This window comes from Lentzea californiensis (assembly GCF_024648825.1).
Lineage (GTDB): Bacteria > Actinomycetota > Actinomycetes > Mycobacteriales > Pseudonocardiaceae > Lentzea > Lentzea californiensis.
The window spans coordinates 140,515-159,106 of sequence record NZ_JANBBE010000002.1; the positions used below are offsets into that span (position 1 = coordinate 140,515).

The window sequence follows — 18,592 nt, forward strand, 5'->3', positions numbered from 1 at the left end:
GATGGGCTTGGCGCAGGCCTGGTCCGTCGCGCTCTACGGCGTCGACGGCATCGCGGTCGAGATCGAGGCCGACGTGGGCGTGGGCCAGCCCCGCACCCACCTCCTCGGGCTGCCCGACGCGTCCTTGCACGAGTCGAAGGAGCGGGTGAAGGCCGCCGTCCGCAACAGCGAGGAGGAGTGGCCGAAGCAGCGCATCGTCCTGGGCCTGTCCCCGGCGAACCTGCCCAAGGGCGGCAGCAGCTACGACCTCGCCATCGCCTGCGCCACGTTGGCCGCCGCGGGCTCGGTCCCGTCCGAGCGCCTGGCCACCACCGTCCTGCTGGGCGAACTGGCCCTCGACGGCCGTGTCCGCGCGGTCCGCGGCACGCTGCCCGCGCTACTCGCGGCCCGTCGCGCCGGCCTCACGACAGCGATCGTCCCGGTGGAGGTCCTGCCGGAGGCGTCCCTGGTCGACGGCATCGACCTGCACGGCGCCCAGACCCTCGCCGAAGTCCTGGCATGGCTCCGCGGCGAGCCCGTGGCGCTGCACCCGCCACCGCAGCCGGCCGACCCGCCGCTCCCGGCCGCCCCGGACCTGGCCGACGTGGTGGGCCAGCCAGAGGCCCGCTGGGCCCTGGAGGTGGCCGCGGCAGGGGCCCACCACCTCCTCCTGACGGGCCCGCCGGGCACCGGCAAGACGATGCTGGCCGAACGCCTCCCAGGCCTCCTCCCACCGCTGACACGCCAAGACTCACTGGCGGTCACAGCCGTCCACTCGGTAGCGGGCGTCCTGTCCTCCGACTACCCGCTGGTGGCCAGCCCGCCGTTCGTCAACGTCCACCACACGACGTCGATGGCGGCCCTGATCGGCGGCGGCAGCGGCATGGCGAAGCCAGGTGCCGCCTCCCGCGCCCACAAGGGCGTCCTCTTCCTGGACGAGGCCTGCGAGTTCGGCCAGAAGACCATCGACACCCTCCGCACGGCCCTGGAGGAGGGCGAGGTCCGCATCCCGCGCCGGGACGGCATGGCCCGCTACCCGGCCCGCTTCCAGCTGATCCTCGCCACCAACCCGTGCCCCTGCGCACCACCGAAGGAAACGGACTGCATCTGCACCTCCACAGTCCGCCGCCGCTACCAGTCCCGCCTCTCCGGCCCACTGCTCGACCGCGTGGACCTGAGGGTGCGCATGAGGGCGACAACGGCCATGGCGAACGCAGACGCCACCCCACCAGAGCCGACGGCGGTGGTAAGAGCCAGAGTTCTGAAGGCCAGGACAAGGGCTGCCACCCGCTGGTCCGCTCACGGCCACACCTGGCCGGCGAACGCCCTGGTGCCAGGCCCAGCCCTACGGCGGGAGTTCGCCCTCCCCAGGCCCACGACAGCCCTGCTGGACCGAGCCCTGGCCCTAGGAGCCCTGACGGGCCGAGGAGCCGACCGCTGCCTACGAGTCGCCTGGACCTTGGCCGACCTGGCAGAAGCCGACCGCCCAACCCCAGACCACGTGGCCGCCGCTCTCCACTTCCGAGAACGCAGAGCCCCCTGACCCCACCCCCGCTCAACGCCACAGCCCGCCTACGAGACGCGGATCTTCATCGCCCGCCCCCAAGCCGCCGGTTGCGGAGCTTCAACGCCCCGACTCCGCGTCCGGCCCAGGCGAGCGGGCGCTCGTCCGCTGAGCGCCCGCTCGCCTGACCCGCCGCACCACTTTCGCCGTCTCAGGCCGAGCCTCGGCGCGAATCGCCCGACCCGGCCTGCCCCATGCCGCCGGGTGCGGAGCCCCACTCCCGCTCCGCGCCCGGCACCCACCCGCCCACCGAAGCGGTCGGGCGCCTGTCCCAACCCAGGCGCCCGAACCCGCCGGACAAGAGCTCCGAGCCTCGGCTCGTGTCCGGTCCGAGCGGGTCGCCCGTCCTTCCCAGCGGGCGACCCGCTCGCCTGCTCGTCCCTCTCATCCCGCTCGGACCTCGTGAAACTCCTCCGAAAGGAACGCGACCATGACCCCATGCCTCATGCCCGCCACGACCTGCATCACCACCGCGGCGGCCGCGATGCCCGCACTGCTGCAGTTGCGATGCGCAGTCAGGAGGCGCACATCAGGTGCCAGCCCGCCGAATCCTTGGCGAGCCGAACCCTGGCAGCGCTGGCTGCCGTGGTGGTGGTTCCGGTGACCACAGCGCCGACCACACCGACCGCACCGGCCACCGATGCCGTTCGCCTGGCCAGGGCCTATCTGTCGCGCGTCGCGGAGCCCTATCCGGCGGCGCTGGCGTCCCTGGTCGCCGAAGTCGGGCCGGTGGAGGCCGCGGACCGGGTGAGAGCCGGCGAAGTTTCGCCGTCGGTGGCCAGCCAGACGTCGGCGCGGCGGGCCGAGGAGCACGCCCGCGCAGACCTCGACCTCATCACTCGGCGCGGTGGGCGGCTGGTGATTCCCGAGGACGAGGAGTGGCCGCGGTGGCCGTTTCTCGCGCTCGAGAACGTTGCTGCTCGGCGGTGTGGCGGTGAGCCGCTCGCGCTGTGGGTGCGAGGGCCGCACTTCCTGGCCGACGTGGTCGACAAGGCCGTCGCCGTGGTCGGGTCTCGGGCCGCCAGCGGGTACGGCGAGCACGTTGCCGGCGAGTTCGCCTTCGGGTTGGCGCTAGCGGGGCTGACCGTTGTCTCCGGGGCCGCGTACGGGATCGACGGTGCTGCTCATCGCGGTTCGCTCGGAGCCGGCGGGGTGACGATCGCGGTGCTGGCGTGCGGCGCTGACATCGCCTATCCCGGCGGTCATCAGGGACTGCTCGGCAGGGTCGCGCGGGAAGGGCTGATCGTCAGCGAGTACCCGCCCGGCGTGACGCCCGCGCGGCATCGGTTCCTCACTCGCAACCGGCTCATCGCCGCGTTGGGAGGCGGCACCGTCGTCGTGGAGGCCGGGCGGCGCAGCGGGGCCAAGAACACGGCCGCGATCACGCTCGCGCTGGGGCGGCCGTTGATGGTGGTGCCGGGGCCCGTGACGTCGGTGAGCTCGGTCGGCTGCCACGAGCTGTTGCGGGACGGGCAGGCCGAGTCGGTGAGTTCGGTGGCCGAGATCGTCGAGTCGGTGGGGCGGTTCGGTGACGACCTCGCCACCCGGCCCGCTGAGAAGGAGAGCGACCTCGGGGCACCTCAGGGGGAGGCGATGAGGGTGTACGAGGCACTCGGGAAGCGCAGCGGCGTCAGCGACGAGGCCGTGTCGGTCGAGTCCGGGGTGCCGTTGGACCGGGTTCGGGCGTTGCTGCCAGAACTGGAACTCGCCGGGCTCGCACTGCAGGTGGACCAGGGCTGGCAGAAGCTGGAGGTGAGGTGACTTCCGTCCATTGTGGATAGTTGGCTACTGCTGACCTGCGGCTTCGCCTCGGCTGTGGGAGATGTCGGCCGCTCGGCGGGAGTGTCGCCGGAGCGCGCGCGAGCGGCGTTTGGCCTGCTTGGGGCTTCTGCGATGCCGGAACGGCGCTGATGCCGGACGGCGGCGGGTGCTAGGGCGCGATCTTGCGTGCCGCGTGGCGAGCGATTTCCTCGGCTGTTCGGGTGGCGGTGCCGGCGCCGTCGCTACTCCGAAAGGTGATCTGCAAGTGCCGCCGAACCCCTGCTCGTCACAGGGAGTTGAAACGTTATCGTCATCCTGATCATGAGAGCGCTCCCAAATGGCGCGGGGGTGTGGCGATACTTGACCAAACGCCCCGACTGGCGCAGCGTCTTGGCCTATGTCCCCGCCGCCGCATGGTCGGACACGTCGTGTCGACCTCGTTCGCCTGCGCGAAAAACTGCCGGCGAACGTGGAAGCCGTGTTGCGGCAGTACGAACGGCACCTGATGTTGGAGCGTGACCTGTCGCCGCACACGGTGCGCGCGTACGTCGGTGATGCGGTGGCGTTGCTCGGACACGTCGCGGGGAATATCCCGGAAAACGCAGATCTGGGGCGCATCGACCTGACGAATTTGCGGTCGTGGCTTTCCGCGCAACACACTGCGGGGGCGAGCCGCACGACACTTGCGCGGCGCGCGGCTGCTTCGCGCGCGTTCACCGCATGGGCGCACCGAGCAGGCCATATGGCGTCGGATCCGGGGCCTCGGCTCGCGGCTCCGCGGCCGCACCGGACGCTGCCGTCGGTGTTGCGCGAAGACCAGGCGAAGGACGCGATGAGGGCCGTATCCTCTGGCGCGTCCCAAGGCGATCCGGTTGCGCTGCGTGATCAGGCCGTGGTGGAGTTGCTGTACGCCACAGGTATCCGCGTGGCCGAACTCTGTGGTCTTGACCTCGACGACGTGGACTACTCCCTAAGGGTGATTCGAGTTCTGGGCAAAGGTGGTCGCGAGCGCAGCACGCCGTTCGGCGTGCCCGCTGAGCGTGCGGTGCGGCGATGGGTGGACGAGGGCCGAAACGCCCTGGTAGCACCGGATTCGCCGCCGGCCCTGTTCCTCGGCGCTCGCGGCGGCCGGCTGAACCAGCGGGCTGTTCGAACCCTGGTGCACGAGGTCGTCGCCGTGGTAGCGGATGCACCGGACATCGGGCCGCACGGGTTGCGCCACTCCGCTGCGACCCATTTGCTGGAAGGAGGAGCGGACCTGCGCACCGTCCAAGAACTGCTTGGTCACGCTACGCTCGCAACGACTCAGCTTTACACACACGTCACTGTCGAACGGCTGAAGGCGATCCATGACCGAACCCACCCCCGTTCCTGACGCCGCAGGGGGAGGATCGCGTACGGCGACCGTGCCCCCTGAACCCGTCCTGCCCGCACCAGCGTCGAAGCAGGCGAGCAACGGGCACCGTCAGAACGGCGCGCCACGCACCGAGGCGACCCCCGAGCCCGGTGCCGACACGCATGTCAACGGCACGCCCGCGGCCGTTCCGACTGCGGTGACGCGCGCGGACGTGCGGTCCGGTGACGACGTCGAGGCCGGCATCGTCGCCCTGTGGCGCAGCTACGGCGAGTCCCGCGACCAGAGCCAGCGCGACCGCCTGGTGCTGCACTACGCGCCGCTGGTCAAGTACGTCGCCGGCCGCGTCGGCACCGGCCTGCCCGCGCACGTGGACGTGGCCGACCTGATCCAGTCCGGCATCTTCGGCCTGGTCGACGCGATCGAGAAGTTCGAGCCGGAACGCGGCCTCAAGTTCGAGACCTACGCCATGCAGCGCATCCGCGGCGCGATCCTCGACGACCTGCGCTCCCAGGACTGGGTGCCGCGCTCGGTCCGCAGCCGGGCCCGCGACGTCGAACGAGCCCTCGAACGCCTCGGCGCCAAGCTGCAGCGCACGCCCACCGACCGCGAGCTCGCCGCAGAGCTCAAGATCGGTCTGGCCGAACTCCGCGAGCTCTACGGCCAGCTGCAGCTCACCAGCGTCGTCGCCCTCGACGAGCTGATCGCCCCGAACAAGGGCGGCTCCTCCCTGGCGGAGTCGCTGCCCGACGATGCCGCCGAAGACCCGGTGGCGAGCCTCGTCGACCAGGACAGCCGTCGTCAGCTGGCCGACGCGATCGCCCAGCTGGCAGAACGCGACCGCGTGGTCGTGACCCTCTACTACTTCGAGAACCTGACCCTCGCCGAGATCGGCAAGGTCCTCGGCGTGACCGAGTCCAGGGTCTGCCAGCTGCACACCCGCGCAGTCCTGCGCCTGCGCACGAAGCTCAACGAGCAGTCCGAGGCCTGACGCACCTCGATCACCCAGCAGCCTGGCGACCGCCGGGCTGCCGAACGCCCGTACCGGGAAGCTTCGAGAGCCTCACAAAGCCGCTTCGAACCCCCTTTCTGCTGCCGCCAGGCCTAATTCACTCGAACGGGTGGCGCTTGGACCTGTTCCAAGTACGCCCCGTGCCCACTCGGGCATCGCGCCGATCTCCTGAACCCAAGTCGGGCGAGCACCGCACCGGGCCCACCGAGCGCAACGCCGACGCGACGCTCGGCGGCGTCGCCATCGCACGGTCGGCGAGCGCCTGCGCCGCAAGGCTGAGTAGGGCCTGGGCAGCCGGTCCGCAGGCATCGAGCAGAGGAACAGCTGCGCCGGCAATCGGGCAGCCGGCGGACACGCGCGCCGCCAGCCGGGCGGCCAGAGCTGCCCGGCTGGCGGCAGTGGAGTGCATCGGACGGGCGGGGTTGTCTTGGGGCCGCGCGCCGACCACCCGTTCACGGCCTGACCTGGCTGGCAAGCACCGCTGAACAGCAGCGCCGGGAGCCGGACTTGTTCGGTGACGCCATGAGGCTCCGGGCGGGGTGGCGTGAGGCAGGTGGCCGGGAGGCGGCCTGCGTGAGCGGGCGGCCGCCTCCCGGCGCCTGACGGGCGCTGCGGCGGATGTCGGGGTGCGCCGCTGTCCAGCCGCCTGGGGAACGGCGGGGAGCGCCCGTGCGGAGCGCCGCGCGGGGGAGATGCGCGGCGTGGGTCAGGTGGGGGCTGTCAGCGGCAGCAGGCGCACGCGGCCTGAGCTGACCAGGCGGAGCGGGTCCAGGTAGGCGTGGCCTCGGCGGGCGCCCCAGTGCAGGCACGGGGTCGGGCAGTGGCCTGCCTGCAGGTGGCCGATCACCTCTCCCCGGCGGATCGGGCGGCCTGCGGTGACGGCGGGCGCGATCGGTTCGTAGGTGGTGCGCAGGCCGTTGCGGTGCTGGAGAGACACCAGGGTCCTGGCGGCCACCGCGCCTGCGAAGACGACTGTGGCGTCGCCCGCGGCGAGGACCGCGGTGCCTGCCGGTGAGGACAGGTCGACGCCTCGGTGACCTGGGCCGAACGGGGAGACGGGGGCCTCGAAGGCGCGCACCACCGGATGAGGTGGGGGCAGGGGCCATGAGAAGCGGTCGGCCGGCGGGCTCAGGAGGGTTGTGAGCAGCAGTGCGGCGGGGAGGAGGGGCATGGGTCAACGGTCGGCCAAGGGCACCTCGGCGACCAGCGGGTATCGGGAATCTGTGGACAACTCGCCGCTTGTGGACAACTACGCCCTGCGAGGTGGGGGCGATTCGAAGTTTGTCGGGGATGGGGAGTAGACTTTTGGGCGCGTCCCGTCTGTGTGCGAGACGACTTCGCGTGCCAACGCAGATCCGACCGGGCTGATCCCAGCAGAGTCGAGTCACGACGTTCGACGGTCCTGACGGTGCAGAGATGCTCCGCAGGTGCGGACGGCGGCAATGGCACCAGGGCTGAAGGCCTACCGGCCGGAAGCGACAACCGAACCGACGCGCAAAGGCGAGACCTCGCGCGTCCGACAGATGAGGTGCGAACCGGCCATGGCCGTCGTAACCATGAGGCAGCTGCTTGACAGCGGCGTGCACTTCGGGCATCAGACCCGGCGCTGGAACCCGAAGATGAAGCGTTACATCTTCACCGAGCGCAACGGCATCTACATCATCGACCTGCAGCAGACGCTGACCTACATCGACCGGGCTTTCGAGTTCGTCAAGGAGACGGTCGCGCACGGCGGGTCGATCCTGTTCATCGGCACGAAGAAGCAGGCGCAGGAGGCCATCGCCAACGAGGCGCTCCGCGTCGGCATGCCCTACGTGAACCAGCGCTGGCTGGGCGGCATGCTCACCAACTTCTCGACGGTCCACAAGAGGCTTCAGCGCCTCAAGGAGCTCGAGTCGATGGAGCAGACCGGCGGTTTCCAGGGTTTCACCAAGAAGGAAATCCTGATGATGAACCGTGAGAAGGACAAGCTGGAGCGCACGCTCGGCGGTATCCGCGACATGTCCAAGGTGCCCAGCGCCGTGTGGATCGTGGACACCAAGAAGGAGCACATCGCGGTCGGTGAGGCTCGCAAGCTGAACATCCCGATCGTGGCGATCCTCGACACGAACTGCGACCCGGACGAGGTCGACTACCCGATTCCGGGCAACGACGACGCGATCCGTTCCGCGGCTCTGCTGACCAAGGTCGTGGCCGAGGCCGCCGCCGCCGGTCTCATGCAGCGCTCCGGTGGTCGTCGCGACGCCGCTGACGGCCAGGACAAGCCCGAGGCCGCTGACGAGCCGCTGGCGGAGTGGGAGCAGGAGCTCCTCACCACCAACGCCGCCGTCGCGACCGAGGCCCCGGCCGAGGTTGCGACTGAGGCCCCGGCCGAGCAGCCCGTCCAGTCCTGATTTCCCCACGAGGTGCCCGCACACAAGCGGGCACCTCGTGACCTAAGCGCGTACATCGCAGAAGGAAAACGATGGCGAACTACACCACCGCGGACGTCAAGAAGCTCCGCGAGCTGACCGCCGCCGGCATGATGGACTGCAAGAAGGCGCTGGACGAGGCGGACGGCGACTTCGACAAGGCCGTCGAGATCCTGCGCATCAAGGGCGCCAAGGACGTCGGCAAGCGCGCTGAGCGCACCACGTCCAACGGCCTCGTCGCCGTCAAGGACGGCGCGATGATCGAGCTGCGCTGCGAGACCGACTTCGTGGCCAAGAACGCCGACTTCATCGCGCTGGCCGACGACATCGTCGCGCTCGCCAAGGCGAACAAGGTCGCCGACGTCGAGGCCCTCAAGGCCGTCGAGGTCGATGGCAAGACCGTGGACGCGCTGGTCCAGGAGTTCTCCGCCAAGATCGGCGAGAAGCTCGAGCTGGCCAAGGCCGTCGACTTCGACGGCACCGTCTCGGTCTACCTGCACAAGCGCGCTGCCGACCTGCCGCCCGCCGTGGGCGTCCTGGTCGAGTACACCGGCGACAACGCCGATGTCGCCAAGGGTGCCGCGATGCAGATCGCCGCGATGCGCCCGAAGTTCGTCACGCGTGACGAGGTCCCCGAGGAGCTCGTCGCCAACGAGCGTCGCATCGCCGAGGAGACCGCTCGCGAGGAGGGCAAGCCCGAGGGCGCGCTCCCCAAGATCGTCGAGGGTCGCGTCAACGGCTTCTTCAAGGACGTCGTGCTCACCGAGCAGGCTTCCGTCACGGACAGCAAGAAGACGGTCAAGGCTCTCCTGGACGAGGCCGGCGTGACGGTTACCCGTTTCGCTCGGTTCGAGGTCGGCCAGAGCTGATTCGCACGAGGGCGGGGTTGCGGGTACCAGCGACCCCGCCCTTGGCGTGTCTACAGAAGGCTTCACTCGGGGTGAGGTGCGTTCGCGGACAGCGCGAACCGGGTCGTTCCGCGTCACCGTGGGGGACACCCCCACACCCCCGGCCCAAGGTCAAAGGAGAGGACCCGTGAGCGAAGAAGGTAGCCACGGCTACAGCCGGGTGATGCTCAAGCTCGGTGGCGAGATGTTCGGCGGTGGTGGCGTCGGTGTTGATCCCGACGTCGTCCAGACGGTCGCCCGGCAGATCGCGGCCATCCACCAGTCCGGCGTGCAGGTGGCCGTGGTGATCGGTGGTGGCAACTTCTTCCGGGGATCCGAGCTCCAGCAACGCGGCATGGACCGGTCGCGCGCCGACTACATGGGCATGCTCGGCACGGTCATGAACTGCTTGGCGCTGCAGGACTTCCTCGAGCGCGAGCACGGCATCGACACGCGCGTGCAGACCTCCATCCAGATGACGCAGGTCGCCGAGTCGTACATCCCGCGCCGCGCGATGCGTCACCTCGAGAAGAAGCGCGTCGTGATCTTCGGTGGTGGCGCCGGTCTGCCGTACTTCTCCACGGACACCACGGCCGCCCAGCGCGCGCTGGAGATCGGCTGCGAGATCGTCCTGATGGCCAAGGCCGTCGACGGCGTCTACACGGCCGACCCCAAGATCGACCCGGACGCGCTGATGTTCGACAACATCACCCATCGCGAGGTGCTGGAGCGCGGCCTCAACGTCGCCGACGCCACGGCCTTCAGCCTCTGCATGGACAACAACATGCCGATCCTCGTCTTCAACCTCCTCACCGAGGGGAACATCGCACGCGCGGTGCGTGGTGAGAAGATCGGAACTCTGGTCAGCACCCCCGGTGGCCGCCCGGCCTTCTAGACCTGGTGGGATCTCTCCAGGACCGGGAATTGGGCACGAACACGCAGAGCAAGGAGCAGTCGTGATCGACGAGACCCTCCTCGACGCCGAGGAGAAGATGGAAAAGGCGGTTTCGGTCGCGAAGGAGAACCTCTCCTCCGTCCGAACCGGTCGTGCGACTCCCTCGATGTTCAACCGCATCCACATCGACTACTACGGCTCCATGACGCCGCTGAACCAGATGGCCAGCATCACGGTCCCCGAGGCGCGCATGGCGGTCGTGAAGCCGTACGACGCGGGCCAGCTGAACGCCATCGAGAAGGCGATCCGGGACTCCGACCTCGGCCTCAACCCGAGCAACGACGGGTCGATCATCCGCATCATCATCCCGCAGCTCTCCGAGGAGCGCCGCCGGGACATGGTGAAGGTCGCGAAGTCGAAGGGCGAGGACGCGAAGGTCTCCCTGCGCGGCGTTCGTCGCAAGGCGAAGGAAGAGATCGACAAGCTCGTCAAGGACGGCGAGGTCGGCGAGGACGACGGCGCGCGTGGTGAGAAGGAGCTCGAGGCTCTGACCCACCGCTACGTCGCGCAGGTCGAAGAGCTCGTGAAGCACAAGGAAGCCGAACTTCTCGAAGTCTGATGTTCCACTGATGGTTCGCCCGGCCGAGTCGCCGCAGGCGTGATTGCCCAGGCCGGGCGGAGGTTCTGATGGGAGCACAGGTGGCAGGCGGTCCCGCGGACGTCCCCACGTCGAAGCCGTCGCGCGCGGGGCGTGACCTGCGTGCGGCGATCCTGGTCGGCGCCGGCCTCGGCGCCATGATCATCGTGTCGCTGCTGACGGTCAAGGAGACGTTCATCGCCATCGTCGCGGCCGCCGCGGCGGTGTCGACGTGGGAGATCGCCAACGCGTTCAAGAAGGCCGGCATCAACGTCGCCCTGTGGCCGGCGTTGATCGGCGGCCAGGCGATCATCTGGCTGTCGTGGCCGCTCGAGCGCTCCGGCATGATGACCGCGTTCGTGGTCACCGCCCTGGTGTGCATGATCTGGCGGTTCCGCGGCGGTTCCGACGGCTACCTGCGCGATCTGAGCGCCTCGGTGTTCACCATCGCGTACATCCCGTTGTTCGCGGCGTTCGCGGCCATGCTCGTCGTTCCCGAGGACGGCGCGGGTCGTGCGTTCGCGTTCATCATCGGTGTCGTGCTGTCGGACGTCGGCGGCTACGCGGCCGGTGTCTTCCTCGGCAAGCACCCGATGGCGCCGACGATCAGCCCGAAGAAGTCCTGGGAGGGCTTCGCCGGCTCGCTGACCGCGGGCGCGGTCGGCGGCGCGATCACGCTGACGACGCTGCTCGACGGCCAGTGGTGGCAGGGCGCGCTGTTCGGTGCCGTGCTCGTCGTCACGGCCACCGCGGGCGACCTGGTCGAGTCGCTGATCAAGCGCGACCTCGGCATCAAGGACATGGGCACGCTGCTGCCCGGCCACGGCGGCCTGATGGACCGGATGGACTCGCTGCTCCCGTCCGCCGTCGCCTCGTGGCTCCTGCTGCACCTCTTCGTGCAGTAGTCGCCGCTAGTCGTCGAACGGGTCGTCCACCGCGGCGCGCGGCTCGGCCTCGATCACGCGGGACTGGTCGATCACCGAGAACGCCATCCCCGCGTGGTCCTCGACCACGGTGATGCGTCCGAACGGGGTGTCGTAGGGCTCGACGGTCACCCTGCCGCCCAGCTCCAGCACCCGGTACGCCACCGAGTCGGTGCCGATCTCGGGCGCGGCGTTGAAGTAGACCATCCAGTGGGAGCGCTCTCCGTACGGGAACTCGCGCCCCATCTTCTGCCGGCCGATGACCTCGGTGCCCTCGACGGACCAGGACGCGTAGTCCAGCCGGTGCCCGTCGCCGATCTGCGTGATGTCGTAGTGGCACAGCTCGCCGAAGAACTCGTCGGCCACCGCACCGTCCCGGGTGTTCAGCTCGGCCCACGCGTAGGCACCGTGCCCGCCCGTGCCGAACCGCCAGTCCGGCGGCACGTGCCGGAACCCGACGACGGCGCCGGTCGGGTCCGCGATCACCGTGCTCTGCGTGTGGTCGGAGCCGTCCTCGGGGTTGCGCAGCACCGACCCGCCGAGGTGGAAAGCCTTCTCCGCGGTAGCGCGCGCATGGGGCGTGACCAGATATAACAGCCAGGCATCTGGATCACCCTGGGGTAACCCGGCAACCGGGACGCCGTCCACCATAGCCACCGTGTAGCCGTCGTCGTCGGCGTAGTGCCAGCCGAACAGGCCGGTGTAGAACTCGATCGCGCCCTTGAGGTCGTCGACGGTTCGTTCGACCCAGCACGGACTTCCGGACAGCAACGGCGCGAGCTGGGGCGTGTTGGGCGCGATCGACACTGCCGCCTCCTGCAGGGGAAAGAGATGCTGACACGCTACGCCGTGATTGGACGAATTCGTACGGTCACAGGCAAATGGACGTCCTACAGTGGCTTCGTGAGGGGATTCGTGCGGGCGGCGTTGAACGCGGTGCGTCCGGCAGACGTCGTGCCCAGTCCGAACATCTGGCACTGGCCCGACGTGTACGAGGTCGAGAACCGCGCGCAGGACGTCCACGGCGCGATTTGGTCGGCGTTAAGCGAAGAATGTCCGTTTAGCGGCAAGGACGTCGTAGACGTCGGCTGCGGGGACGGATTCCACCTGCCGCTCTTCGCGCAGGAGGCGAAGTCCGTCACGGGCGTGGAGCCACACCCACCGTTGGTCGTGCGCGCCAAGCACCGCGTCGCCTCACTGCCGAACGCCCGCGTCGTTTCCGGTCCCGCACAAGGCTTGCCGCTGGACGACGCCTCCGCCGATCTCGTGCACGCCCGCACGGCCTACTTCTTCGGGCCAGGCTGCGAACCGGGCCTGCGCGAGGCGGACCGGGTGCTGCGGCCCGGTGGCGCGTTGGCGATCGTGGACCTGGACGGTTCGGCCGATCCGTACGGGCCGTGGCTGCGCGCCGACGAACCGCGCTACGACCCGGCCGTGGTCGAGAAGTTCTTCGCGGACAACGGGTTCTCGCTGCGGCGGGTCACCGCGGAATGGCGTTTCGACAAGCGCGAGGACCTCGAAGCCGTGCTGCGCATCGAGTTCTCCGCGAAGGTGGCCGAAAGGGCGATCGCGTCTGTGAGCGGGTTGAGCTTTCCGGTCGGCTACAGGCTGCACGTGCGCCGCAAGCCGAAGGGCCTGATCCTGTGACCGAGGCGAGGAGCTTTGGTCGCTGTCGTAGATGAAGCCGCTTAGGCCGTCCAGGCCGCTCTGGAGTTTGTGATCATGCCGCAAGAACCGTACAGAGGTTTCGTCGCGGCATTCGAAGCCGCTTCTGACTGGGGTTTGGCTCTGAGTGCGCTTGGATGCGTCCATCGAACGTCGGCCGTTCTGGTGGCTGGAGGCGTTGTGGAGGAGGACGCCGCGCCGTTCTCCACGGGCTCCTTGGTGGAGCTGGCTGAATTGCGTAACACAAGCGCTGTTCTGAGCGCCTTGATGTCGGCGCGGCAAAGTTTGGCGGTCTACGGTGCCGATCCCGAGACTGGTGAGGTGCCAGGGGAGAGTGACCGCGCCGAGCTGCTGGCCATGGCATCGGAACTGGTGCTGAGGGCCGATGCAAACGCGGATCGCGCCTTCCTGGAGGAATGGGCGAGCATGTGCTCCTCCATTTCCATCGATGTGATGCAACACCTGGACTGCATGGAACTGCGGACGGTGGCTGAATTCGGTTCGACATCGCCCAGCCCGTACGAGGACGTCCCGCCGTTGCCCGCGGCGGAGATTCAGGCTCAGCTGGAGGTCTTGAGGCTCGTGGACGGGCGGGACGCTGACGCTTTGACTCACATGGCGGAACTGTCGGATGCGCTGCGAAGCGCACTCGTGGTCATCGCTGCCGAAGCGGTCAGCAGCGGAGAGCTGGAATAGGGTCGATCGGGGCAAGGTGTTTGCGGCTGAGGTGTGCGGAAATGTCGCGTGATGGAAGTTGCTTTGGAAGTTCTGGACAGCAAGGAAATTTGCCACTGCACCTGGAGCACTCTTTCCAGGTGTGGTCGTACAGCAAGTCGCACCGAACGCTCGTCCTGCGTGGCCGCCCAGGTGAGAAGTATGATCACTACGTGGACGTCGTATTTGTCGATGTGCTCGGAATGAAGCTGGTCTCCGGTTACGCGCGACTTTCAGTGGAGGTTGCTGCCGACGTGTCGGAGATGGATGAGCTCCTGCAATGGCCTGGGAGCCACGAACACGAGTACTTGCACCTCGTGGTCTCGGACGGCCGTCGCACGGGATTCGTCGTATGTGGAGCGGTCAGGGTGCTCCGTGGGATCGGCTGGCAGAACCCGAGGCCGTAGGCCCTGTCCGCTCGGCCGTTTAGGCTCGGGTTCGTGGAGAAGCGAAACGCAGGCAGGTTGAACCGTCAGGTCGGCGTCGTGGGGCTGGGTTGCTGGCAGCTCGGCGCAGACTGGGGCGAGGTGGACGAGAGCGACGCCCTCGCGTTGCTGCACGCCGCCGCCGACACGGGGGTCGACTTCTTCGACACCGCCGACGTGTACGGGGACGGCCGCAGTGAGACGCTCGTCGGACGGTTTCTGAAGGAGCGCAAGGACGACGGGATCTTCGTCGCCACGAAGATGGGGCGGCGGCTGCCGGCGCAGGTCTCTGAGGGGTACTCGCGGGAGAACTTCCTCGCGTGGAACGACCGGAGCCGCCGCAACCTGGGTGTCGACACGTTGGACCTCGTGCAGCTGCACTGTCCGCCTACTGCGGTCTACAGCCGTGACGAGGTGTACGACATCTTGGACGAGATGGTCGAGCAGCAGCGGATTGCCGCCTACGGCGTGTCCGTGGAGAAGGTCGAGGAGGCGTTGGAGGCGATCCGGCGTCCGAACGTGGCCAGCGTGCAGATCATCCTGAACGCGTTCCGGCTCAAGCCCCTCGAAGAGGTGCTGCCCAAGGCCGCCGAGGCCGGGGTCGCGATCATCGCGCGGGTGCCGCTCGCGTCCGGGTTGCTGACCGGGAAGTACGACAAGGCGACGACTTTCGGTGCGGACGACCACCGCAACTACAACCGCAACGGTGAAGCCTTCGACGTCGGCGAGACCTTCTCCGGGGTGCCTTACGAGGTCGGCCTGGAGGCCGTCGAGCGGCTGCGTCCGCTGGTGCCGGAAGGCGCCACGATGGCGCAGTTCGCGCTCAGGTGGATCGTGGACCAGTCCGGCGTCACGGTGGTGATTCCCGGTGCTCGCAACGTGGAGCAGGCGCGGGCCAACTCGCAGGCGGCCTCGCTCGAGCCGGTGGACGGCAAGGCCGTCGCCGAGGTGTACGACGAGCTGATCCGGCCGCACGTGCACGACCGGTGGTAGGTCACTCCTCGGCGAGGATGGCGTACAGCTTGCGTCGCAGCTCGTTGTAGAGCTCGGCCGCGCGGGTCTTCTGCTCGGGCGTGCCCGCGTGGGAGATCTGCTCCATCGCGGCGCCCAGCAGCCGGACGGCTGTGCGCAGTTCGCCGTCGACCGGGTCGAGCTGGATCTCGATGTCGCGCCAGGGCGGGGCCGTGTGCTCCGTCCTGCCGTGTTCGGTGAGGGTGAACAGCTTCTTGCCTCCTTCTTCCAGTGCGGAGACGAGGCCTTCGTCGGCGAGCATCTGCAGCGTCGGGTAGACCGAGCCGGGGCTCGGGCTCCACACGCCGCCGGTGCGCCTGGCGATCTCCTGGATGATCTCGTAGCCGTGCATCGGCCGCTCTGCCAGCAGGGACAGAACCGCCGCCCGGACGTTGCCGCGCCTCTGGCGGCCGCCCCTGCCACCGCCCCCGAAGGGTCCGTGGCGGTGCCTGTGGTGGTGATCTCTGTGGTGTGGTTTCATCATCATATTGCTAACGATATATCGGAACCTATCGCGATGCAACGGTCTTGTGTTGCTGAAGTTCGTGGGACACTAGATGTGCTATGACCTCGCTTCCCCTTGTCTTCGACGCGCCCAAGCGCGGCCTGCCGCCGCGCCACCTGGTCGACCTCTCGCCCGCCCAACGCGCGGAAGCCGTTGCGGCCCTTGGCGAGAAGCCGTTCCGGGCGAAGCAGCTGTCGAACCACTACTTCAGCCGCCTGACCGTCGACCCGGCCGAGATGACGGACATCCCGGCGACCACGCGCGACAAGCTCGTGGCCGACCTGATGCCGCCGTTGTTCACGGTCGTGCGCAAGGTCACCGCCGACGAGGGCACGACGTCGAAGACACTGCTCCGCGCGCACGACGGCACGCTCATCGAGTCCGTGCTCATGCGCTACCCGGACCGCGCGACGCTGTGCATCTCGTCGCAGGCCGGCTGCGGCATGGCGTGCCCGTTCTGCGCGACCGGCCAGGGCGGCCTGCAGCGCAACCTGTCGACCGCGGAGATCGTGGACCAGGTGCGCCTCGGTGCCGCCGCCATGCGTGACGGCGACCTGCCCGGCGGTCCCGGCCGGCTGTCGAACATCGTCTTCATGGGCATGGGCGAGCCGCTCGCGAACTACAAGCGCATTCTCGAGGCCGTCCACCGCATCTGCGACCCGGCGCCGGACGGCCTGGGCATCTCGCAGCGCCACGTGACGGTGTCGACGGTCGGTCTCGTGCCCGCGATCAAGAAGCTGACCGAGGAGAACCTGCAGGTCCGCCTCGCGGTGTCGCTGCACACGCCGGACGACGAGCTGCGGGACACGCTGGTGCCGGTCAACACGAAGTGGAACGTCGCCGAGGTGCTGGAGGCGGCGCGCGCCTACGCGGACAAGACCGGCCGCCGCGTCAGCATCGAGTACGCGCTGATCCGCGACATCAACGACCAGGGCTGGCGCGCAGACCTGCTCGGCAAGAAGCTGCGCAAGCACCTCGGGCAGCTCGTGCACGTGAACCTGATCCCGCTGAACCCGACGCCCGGCAGCAAGTGGGACGCGTCGCCGAAGCCGGTGGAGCGGGAGTTCGTGCGGCGGGTCCGCGAGCAGGGCGTCGAGTGCACCGTGCGGGACACGCGTGGGCAGGAGATCGCCGCCGCCTGCGGTCAGCTCGCCGCCGAGGGCTGAAATCAGTAGCTCGAACCGCTGATCTGACTTTACCGTTCCCGCGATGAAACTCGAGGGGGAACGCTGGCGCACGCTCGTCAGCACGGTCCGGCTGGGGCGGGACGAGTACCGGGTGGTGCAGCCGGCCCGGCCGTTGCGCCATGCGCCGTTGTACGAGGGGTACATGGGTGTCGAGACGTGCGTGACCAAGTCGTCGGCGCTCGACATCGCCATGGCCTGGGCGTTCGCGATGCGTTCGCCGCGCACGTTGGTGTACCTGCCGTTGCGGCAGAGCGACTGCGAGTGCCGTAGTGCCGATGGGCCTGCGCTGGATCTGGTGCTGCTGCACCACAGTCTTGGGTTCCGGCTGTCGAAGTGGAAGGACGTGCGGGCCAAGCTTCGGGGTGGACGGCCGCACACCTTTGTCTGCCAAGGACTTGAGCTGGGCGCTGAACGGCCGGTGTATCGCGGGAACCAGGAGCTGCTGCGCGGCGACATCGTGGCCGGCACCGTGTTCGTCGTCGGCAGCAGGCCCGCGTTCGAGGTGGGCGGGCAGGCGTTCCGGCAGCTGGTCGAAGACTGTCCACGGCACATGCACGACGTTCCTGACACGCACTGTTGTGCGGAGATCACGAAGGACCAGCAGCACTGGAAGTGGCTGCACGTGGTGTACTGCGACGAACATCGAGTGCACGCCTGAGGGGACTTGAGACTGTGGGAGTGCTGTTCGACTACTTCGTCGCGCCGTCCGACGAGCTCGCGGCCGCGACGATCGACGGCGGGCCGATGGGGCTGTTCAGGACGGTCGAGATCAAGTCGCTCGATCCCGTCGTGGTGATGGGAGGGCTGGAGGAGTTGCTCACCGGCCGCCCCTACGGCGACGTCCTCAAGGACCCGCGGTGTGGCCACGGTCTCGCGCTGGAAAATGACGGTGAGGTGGTGGTCCTCACCGTCACCGACGGGCTGCGGGACGGGCTCGCAGAGGCGAGCGAACTGGACGAGATCGCGGTGGCCTGGGCGAGGACCGAAGAGCTGGAAGGGTTCGATCCCGCCGTTCTGGCCGAGATGCTGCATGAGCTCAAAGCCCTGGCCGTGCAAGCGGTCGAGGACGGAGAACGGCTCTACTGCTGGACGTGCGTCTAGGGCTTCACCTCGGTCAGCACGCCGGTCGCCACGTCGAACACGAAGCCTCGCACCGAGTCCTTCACCGGCACGAACGGGTTGGCGGTGATGCGGCCGATCGACTGGCGGACGTCCTCCTCCAGGTCACCGAACGCCTCGGCGGACCAGGCGGGCTTCACGCCGACCTCGTCCTGGATCGAGCGCTTGAACTCGTCGTCGGTGAACGTCAGCATGCCGCAGTCGGTGTGGTGGATGAGGATGATCTCGCGCGTGCCGAGCAGGCGCTGGCTGATGGCGAGCGAGCGGATCTCGTCCTCGGTCACGACGCCGCCGGCGTTGCGGATGACGTGCGCCTCGCCCTCGTTCAGGCCCAGCACGCGGTACACGTCGATGCGGGCGTCCATGCACGCCACGACGGCCACGTGCTTGGCCGGGGGCAGGGGCAGCGGGCCCGAGAACTGGGCGGCGTACGTGGCGTTGTTGGCGAGCAACTCGTCGGTCACCGACATGGGTTCTGTCCTCTCACCGGGATGTATAGGTGAGCAAACTGTTGTATGCGCATACCTGCAACAGCGCCCGAAA

General features: G+C 68.6%; 19 protein-coding genes. 15 read left to right on the forward strand and 4 right to left on the reverse strand.

Annotation, left to right across the window (positions count from 1 at the left end; genetic code table 11):
• Position 1 precedes the first annotated feature (1 nt).
• From LX88_RS11525 to LX88_RS11540, 4 genes are all read left to right on the forward strand, one after another.
• Complete coding sequence (locus tag LX88_RS11525) at positions 2–1,522, forward strand: YifB family Mg chelatase-like AAA ATPase (RefSeq protein ID WP_258947779.1); 1,521 nt, start codon at positions 2–4, stop codon at positions 1,520–1,522.
• A gap of 621 nt (positions 1,523–2,143) precedes the next feature.
• The gene (dprA, locus tag LX88_RS11530) at positions 2,144–3,304 is read left to right on the forward strand and encodes a DNA-processing protein DprA (protein WP_258947780.1); all 1,161 of its coding nucleotides are present in this window, start codon (positions 2,144–2,146) and stop codon (positions 3,302–3,304) included.
• A gap of 397 nt (positions 3,305–3,701) precedes the next feature.
• Positions 3,702–4,679 carry a tyrosine recombinase XerC gene (locus LX88_RS11535; protein ID WP_258947781.1) on the forward strand — a complete coding sequence of 326 codons (978 nt, stop codon included), beginning with the start codon at positions 3,702–3,704 and terminating at the stop codon, positions 4,677–4,679.
• Positions 4,654–5,649 (forward strand): FliA/WhiG family RNA polymerase sigma factor, encoded by a 996-nt coding sequence (locus LX88_RS11540; protein WP_258947782.1) that lies wholly within the window; start codon positions 4,654–4,656, stop codon positions 5,647–5,649. Before LX88_RS11535 ends, LX88_RS11540 begins: the two co-directional genes overlap by 26 nt.
• 727 nt (positions 5,650–6,376) lie before the next feature.
• On the opposite strand, the gene LX88_RS11545 is transcribed toward LX88_RS11540, so the two are convergent.
• Positions 6,377–6,841, reverse strand: a complete 465-nt coding sequence (locus tag LX88_RS11545) for a M23 family metallopeptidase (RefSeq protein WP_258947783.1) — start codon at positions 6,839–6,841, stop codon at positions 6,377–6,379.
• Positions 6,842–7,211: 370 nt separating this feature from the next.
• Between LX88_RS11545 and rpsB the strand changes: the two genes are divergently transcribed.
• From rpsB to LX88_RS11570, 5 genes are all read left to right on the forward strand, one after another.
• Positions 7,212–8,063, forward strand: a complete 852-nt coding sequence (rpsB, locus tag LX88_RS11550; protein ID WP_258947784.1) for a 30S ribosomal protein S2 — start codon at positions 7,212–7,214, stop codon at positions 8,061–8,063.
• Positions 8,064–8,134: 71 nt separating this feature from the next.
• Positions 8,135–8,950, forward strand: a complete 816-nt coding sequence (gene tsf, locus LX88_RS11555) for a translation elongation factor Ts (protein ID WP_090066388.1) — start codon at positions 8,135–8,137, stop codon at positions 8,948–8,950.
• Positions 8,951–9,152: 202 nt separating this feature from the next.
• Positions 9,153–9,863, forward strand: a complete 711-nt coding sequence (gene pyrH / locus LX88_RS11560; protein WP_307790168.1) for a UMP kinase — start codon at positions 9,153–9,155, stop codon at positions 9,861–9,863.
• 61 nt (positions 9,864–9,924) lie between these two features.
• Positions 9,925–10,482 carry a ribosome recycling factor gene (frr, locus tag LX88_RS11565; RefSeq protein ID WP_258947785.1) on the forward strand — a complete coding sequence of 186 codons (558 nt, stop codon included), beginning with the start codon at positions 9,925–9,927 and terminating at the stop codon, positions 10,480–10,482.
• A 68-nt stretch (positions 10,483–10,550) separates the two neighbouring features.
• Positions 10,551–11,405, forward strand: a complete 855-nt coding sequence (locus LX88_RS11570; RefSeq protein ID WP_258947786.1) for a phosphatidate cytidylyltransferase — start codon at positions 10,551–10,553, stop codon at positions 11,403–11,405.
• A gap of 6 nt (positions 11,406–11,411) precedes the next feature.
• On the opposite strand, the gene LX88_RS11575 is transcribed toward LX88_RS11570, so the two are convergent.
• Positions 11,412–12,230 (reverse strand): VOC family protein, encoded by an 819-nt coding sequence (locus LX88_RS11575; RefSeq protein ID WP_258947787.1) that lies wholly within the window; start codon positions 12,228–12,230, stop codon positions 11,412–11,414.
• 96 nt (positions 12,231–12,326) lie between these two features.
• On the opposite strand from LX88_RS11575, the gene LX88_RS11580 reads away from it, so the two are divergent.
• The 3 genes from LX88_RS11580 (at position 12,327) to LX88_RS11590 (ending at position 15,220) form a co-directional block, all read left to right on the forward strand.
• Entirely contained in the window at positions 12,327–13,070 is a 744-nt protein-coding gene (locus LX88_RS11580; protein WP_258947788.1) for a class I SAM-dependent methyltransferase, read from the forward strand.
• 198 nt (positions 13,071–13,268) lie between these two features.
• Complete coding sequence (locus LX88_RS11585; RefSeq protein ID WP_258947789.1) at positions 13,269–13,784, forward strand: hypothetical protein; 516 nt, start codon at positions 13,269–13,271, stop codon at positions 13,782–13,784.
• Positions 13,785–14,242: 458 nt separating this feature from the next.
• Positions 14,243–15,220 (forward strand): aldo/keto reductase, encoded by a 978-nt coding sequence (locus LX88_RS11590; RefSeq protein ID WP_258947790.1) that lies wholly within the window; start codon positions 14,243–14,245, stop codon positions 15,218–15,220.
• A gap of 1 nt (position 15,221) precedes the next feature.
• On the opposite strand, the gene LX88_RS11595 is transcribed toward LX88_RS11590, so the two are convergent.
• Positions 15,222–15,725, reverse strand: a complete 504-nt coding sequence (locus LX88_RS11595) for a PadR family transcriptional regulator (RefSeq protein ID WP_258947791.1) — start codon at positions 15,723–15,725, stop codon at positions 15,222–15,224.
• Positions 15,726–15,802: 77 nt separating this feature from the next.
• On the opposite strand from LX88_RS11595, the gene rlmN reads away from it, so the two are divergent.
• Genes rlmN through LX88_RS11610 form a run of 3 tightly spaced genes read left to right on the forward strand, consistent with a single transcriptional unit; the run spans position 15,803 to position 18,031 of the window.
• Positions 15,803–16,909, forward strand: a complete 1,107-nt coding sequence (rlmN, locus tag LX88_RS11600; protein WP_093593423.1) for a dual-specificity RNA methyltransferase RlmN — start codon at positions 15,803–15,805, stop codon at positions 16,907–16,909.
• Between the two features lie 43 nt (positions 16,910–16,952).
• Entirely contained in the window at positions 16,953–17,588 is a 636-nt protein-coding gene (locus LX88_RS11605; protein WP_258947792.1) for a hypothetical protein, read from the forward strand.
• A 14-nt stretch (positions 17,589–17,602) separates the two neighbouring features.
• Positions 17,603–18,031, forward strand: coding sequence for a hypothetical protein (locus LX88_RS11610; RefSeq protein WP_258947793.1), 429 nt, complete (start codon positions 17,603–17,605; stop codon positions 18,029–18,031).
• Here the strand turns inward: LX88_RS11610 and LX88_RS11615 are convergent.
• Complete coding sequence (locus LX88_RS11615; RefSeq protein ID WP_090066373.1) at positions 18,028–18,519, reverse strand: beta-class carbonic anhydrase; 492 nt, start codon at positions 18,517–18,519, stop codon at positions 18,028–18,030. The genes LX88_RS11610 and LX88_RS11615 overlap by 4 nt on opposite strands.
• Positions 18,520–18,592 lie beyond the last annotated feature (73 nt).

What these genes read in the sequence shown, in the direction of transcription:
- LX88_RS11525 (WP_258947779.1), top strand. Translation starts at nt 2, where the DNA reads ATGGGCTTGGCGCAGGCCTGGTCCGTCGCGCTCTACGGCGTCGACGGC.
- LX88_RS11570 (WP_258947786.1), top strand. Translation starts at nt 10,551, where the DNA reads ATGGGAGCACAGGTGGCAGGCGGTCCCGCGGACGTCCCCACGTCGAAG.
- rpsB (WP_258947784.1), top strand. Translation starts at nt 7,212, where the DNA reads ATGGCCGTCGTAACCATGAGGCAGCTGCTTGACAGCGGCGTGCACTTC.
- LX88_RS11605 (WP_258947792.1), top strand. Translation starts at nt 16,953, where the DNA reads ATGAAACTCGAGGGGGAACGCTGGCGCACGCTCGTCAGCACGGTCCGG.
- LX88_RS11540 (WP_258947782.1), top strand. Translation starts at nt 4,654, where the DNA reads ATGACCGAACCCACCCCCGTTCCTGACGCCGCAGGGGGAGGATCGCGT.
- LX88_RS11615 (WP_090066373.1), bottom strand. Translation starts at nt 18,519, where the DNA reads ATGTCGGTGACCGACGAGTTGCTCGCCAACAACGCCACGTACGCCGCC.
- LX88_RS11595 (WP_258947791.1), bottom strand. Translation starts at nt 15,725, where the DNA reads ATGATGATGAAACCACACCACAGAGATCACCACCACAGGCACCGCCAC.
- pyrH (WP_307790168.1), top strand. Translation starts at nt 9,153, where the DNA reads ATGCTCAAGCTCGGTGGCGAGATGTTCGGCGGTGGTGGCGTCGGTGTT.
- tsf (WP_090066388.1), top strand. Translation starts at nt 8,135, where the DNA reads ATGGCGAACTACACCACCGCGGACGTCAAGAAGCTCCGCGAGCTGACC.
- LX88_RS11535 (WP_258947781.1), top strand. Translation starts at nt 3,702, where the DNA reads ATGTCCCCGCCGCCGCATGGTCGGACACGTCGTGTCGACCTCGTTCGC.
- rlmN (WP_093593423.1), top strand. Translation starts at nt 15,803, where the DNA reads ATGACCTCGCTTCCCCTTGTCTTCGACGCGCCCAAGCGCGGCCTGCCG.
- LX88_RS11545 (WP_258947783.1), bottom strand. Translation starts at nt 6,841, where the DNA reads ATGCCCCTCCTCCCCGCCGCACTGCTGCTCACAACCCTCCTGAGCCCG.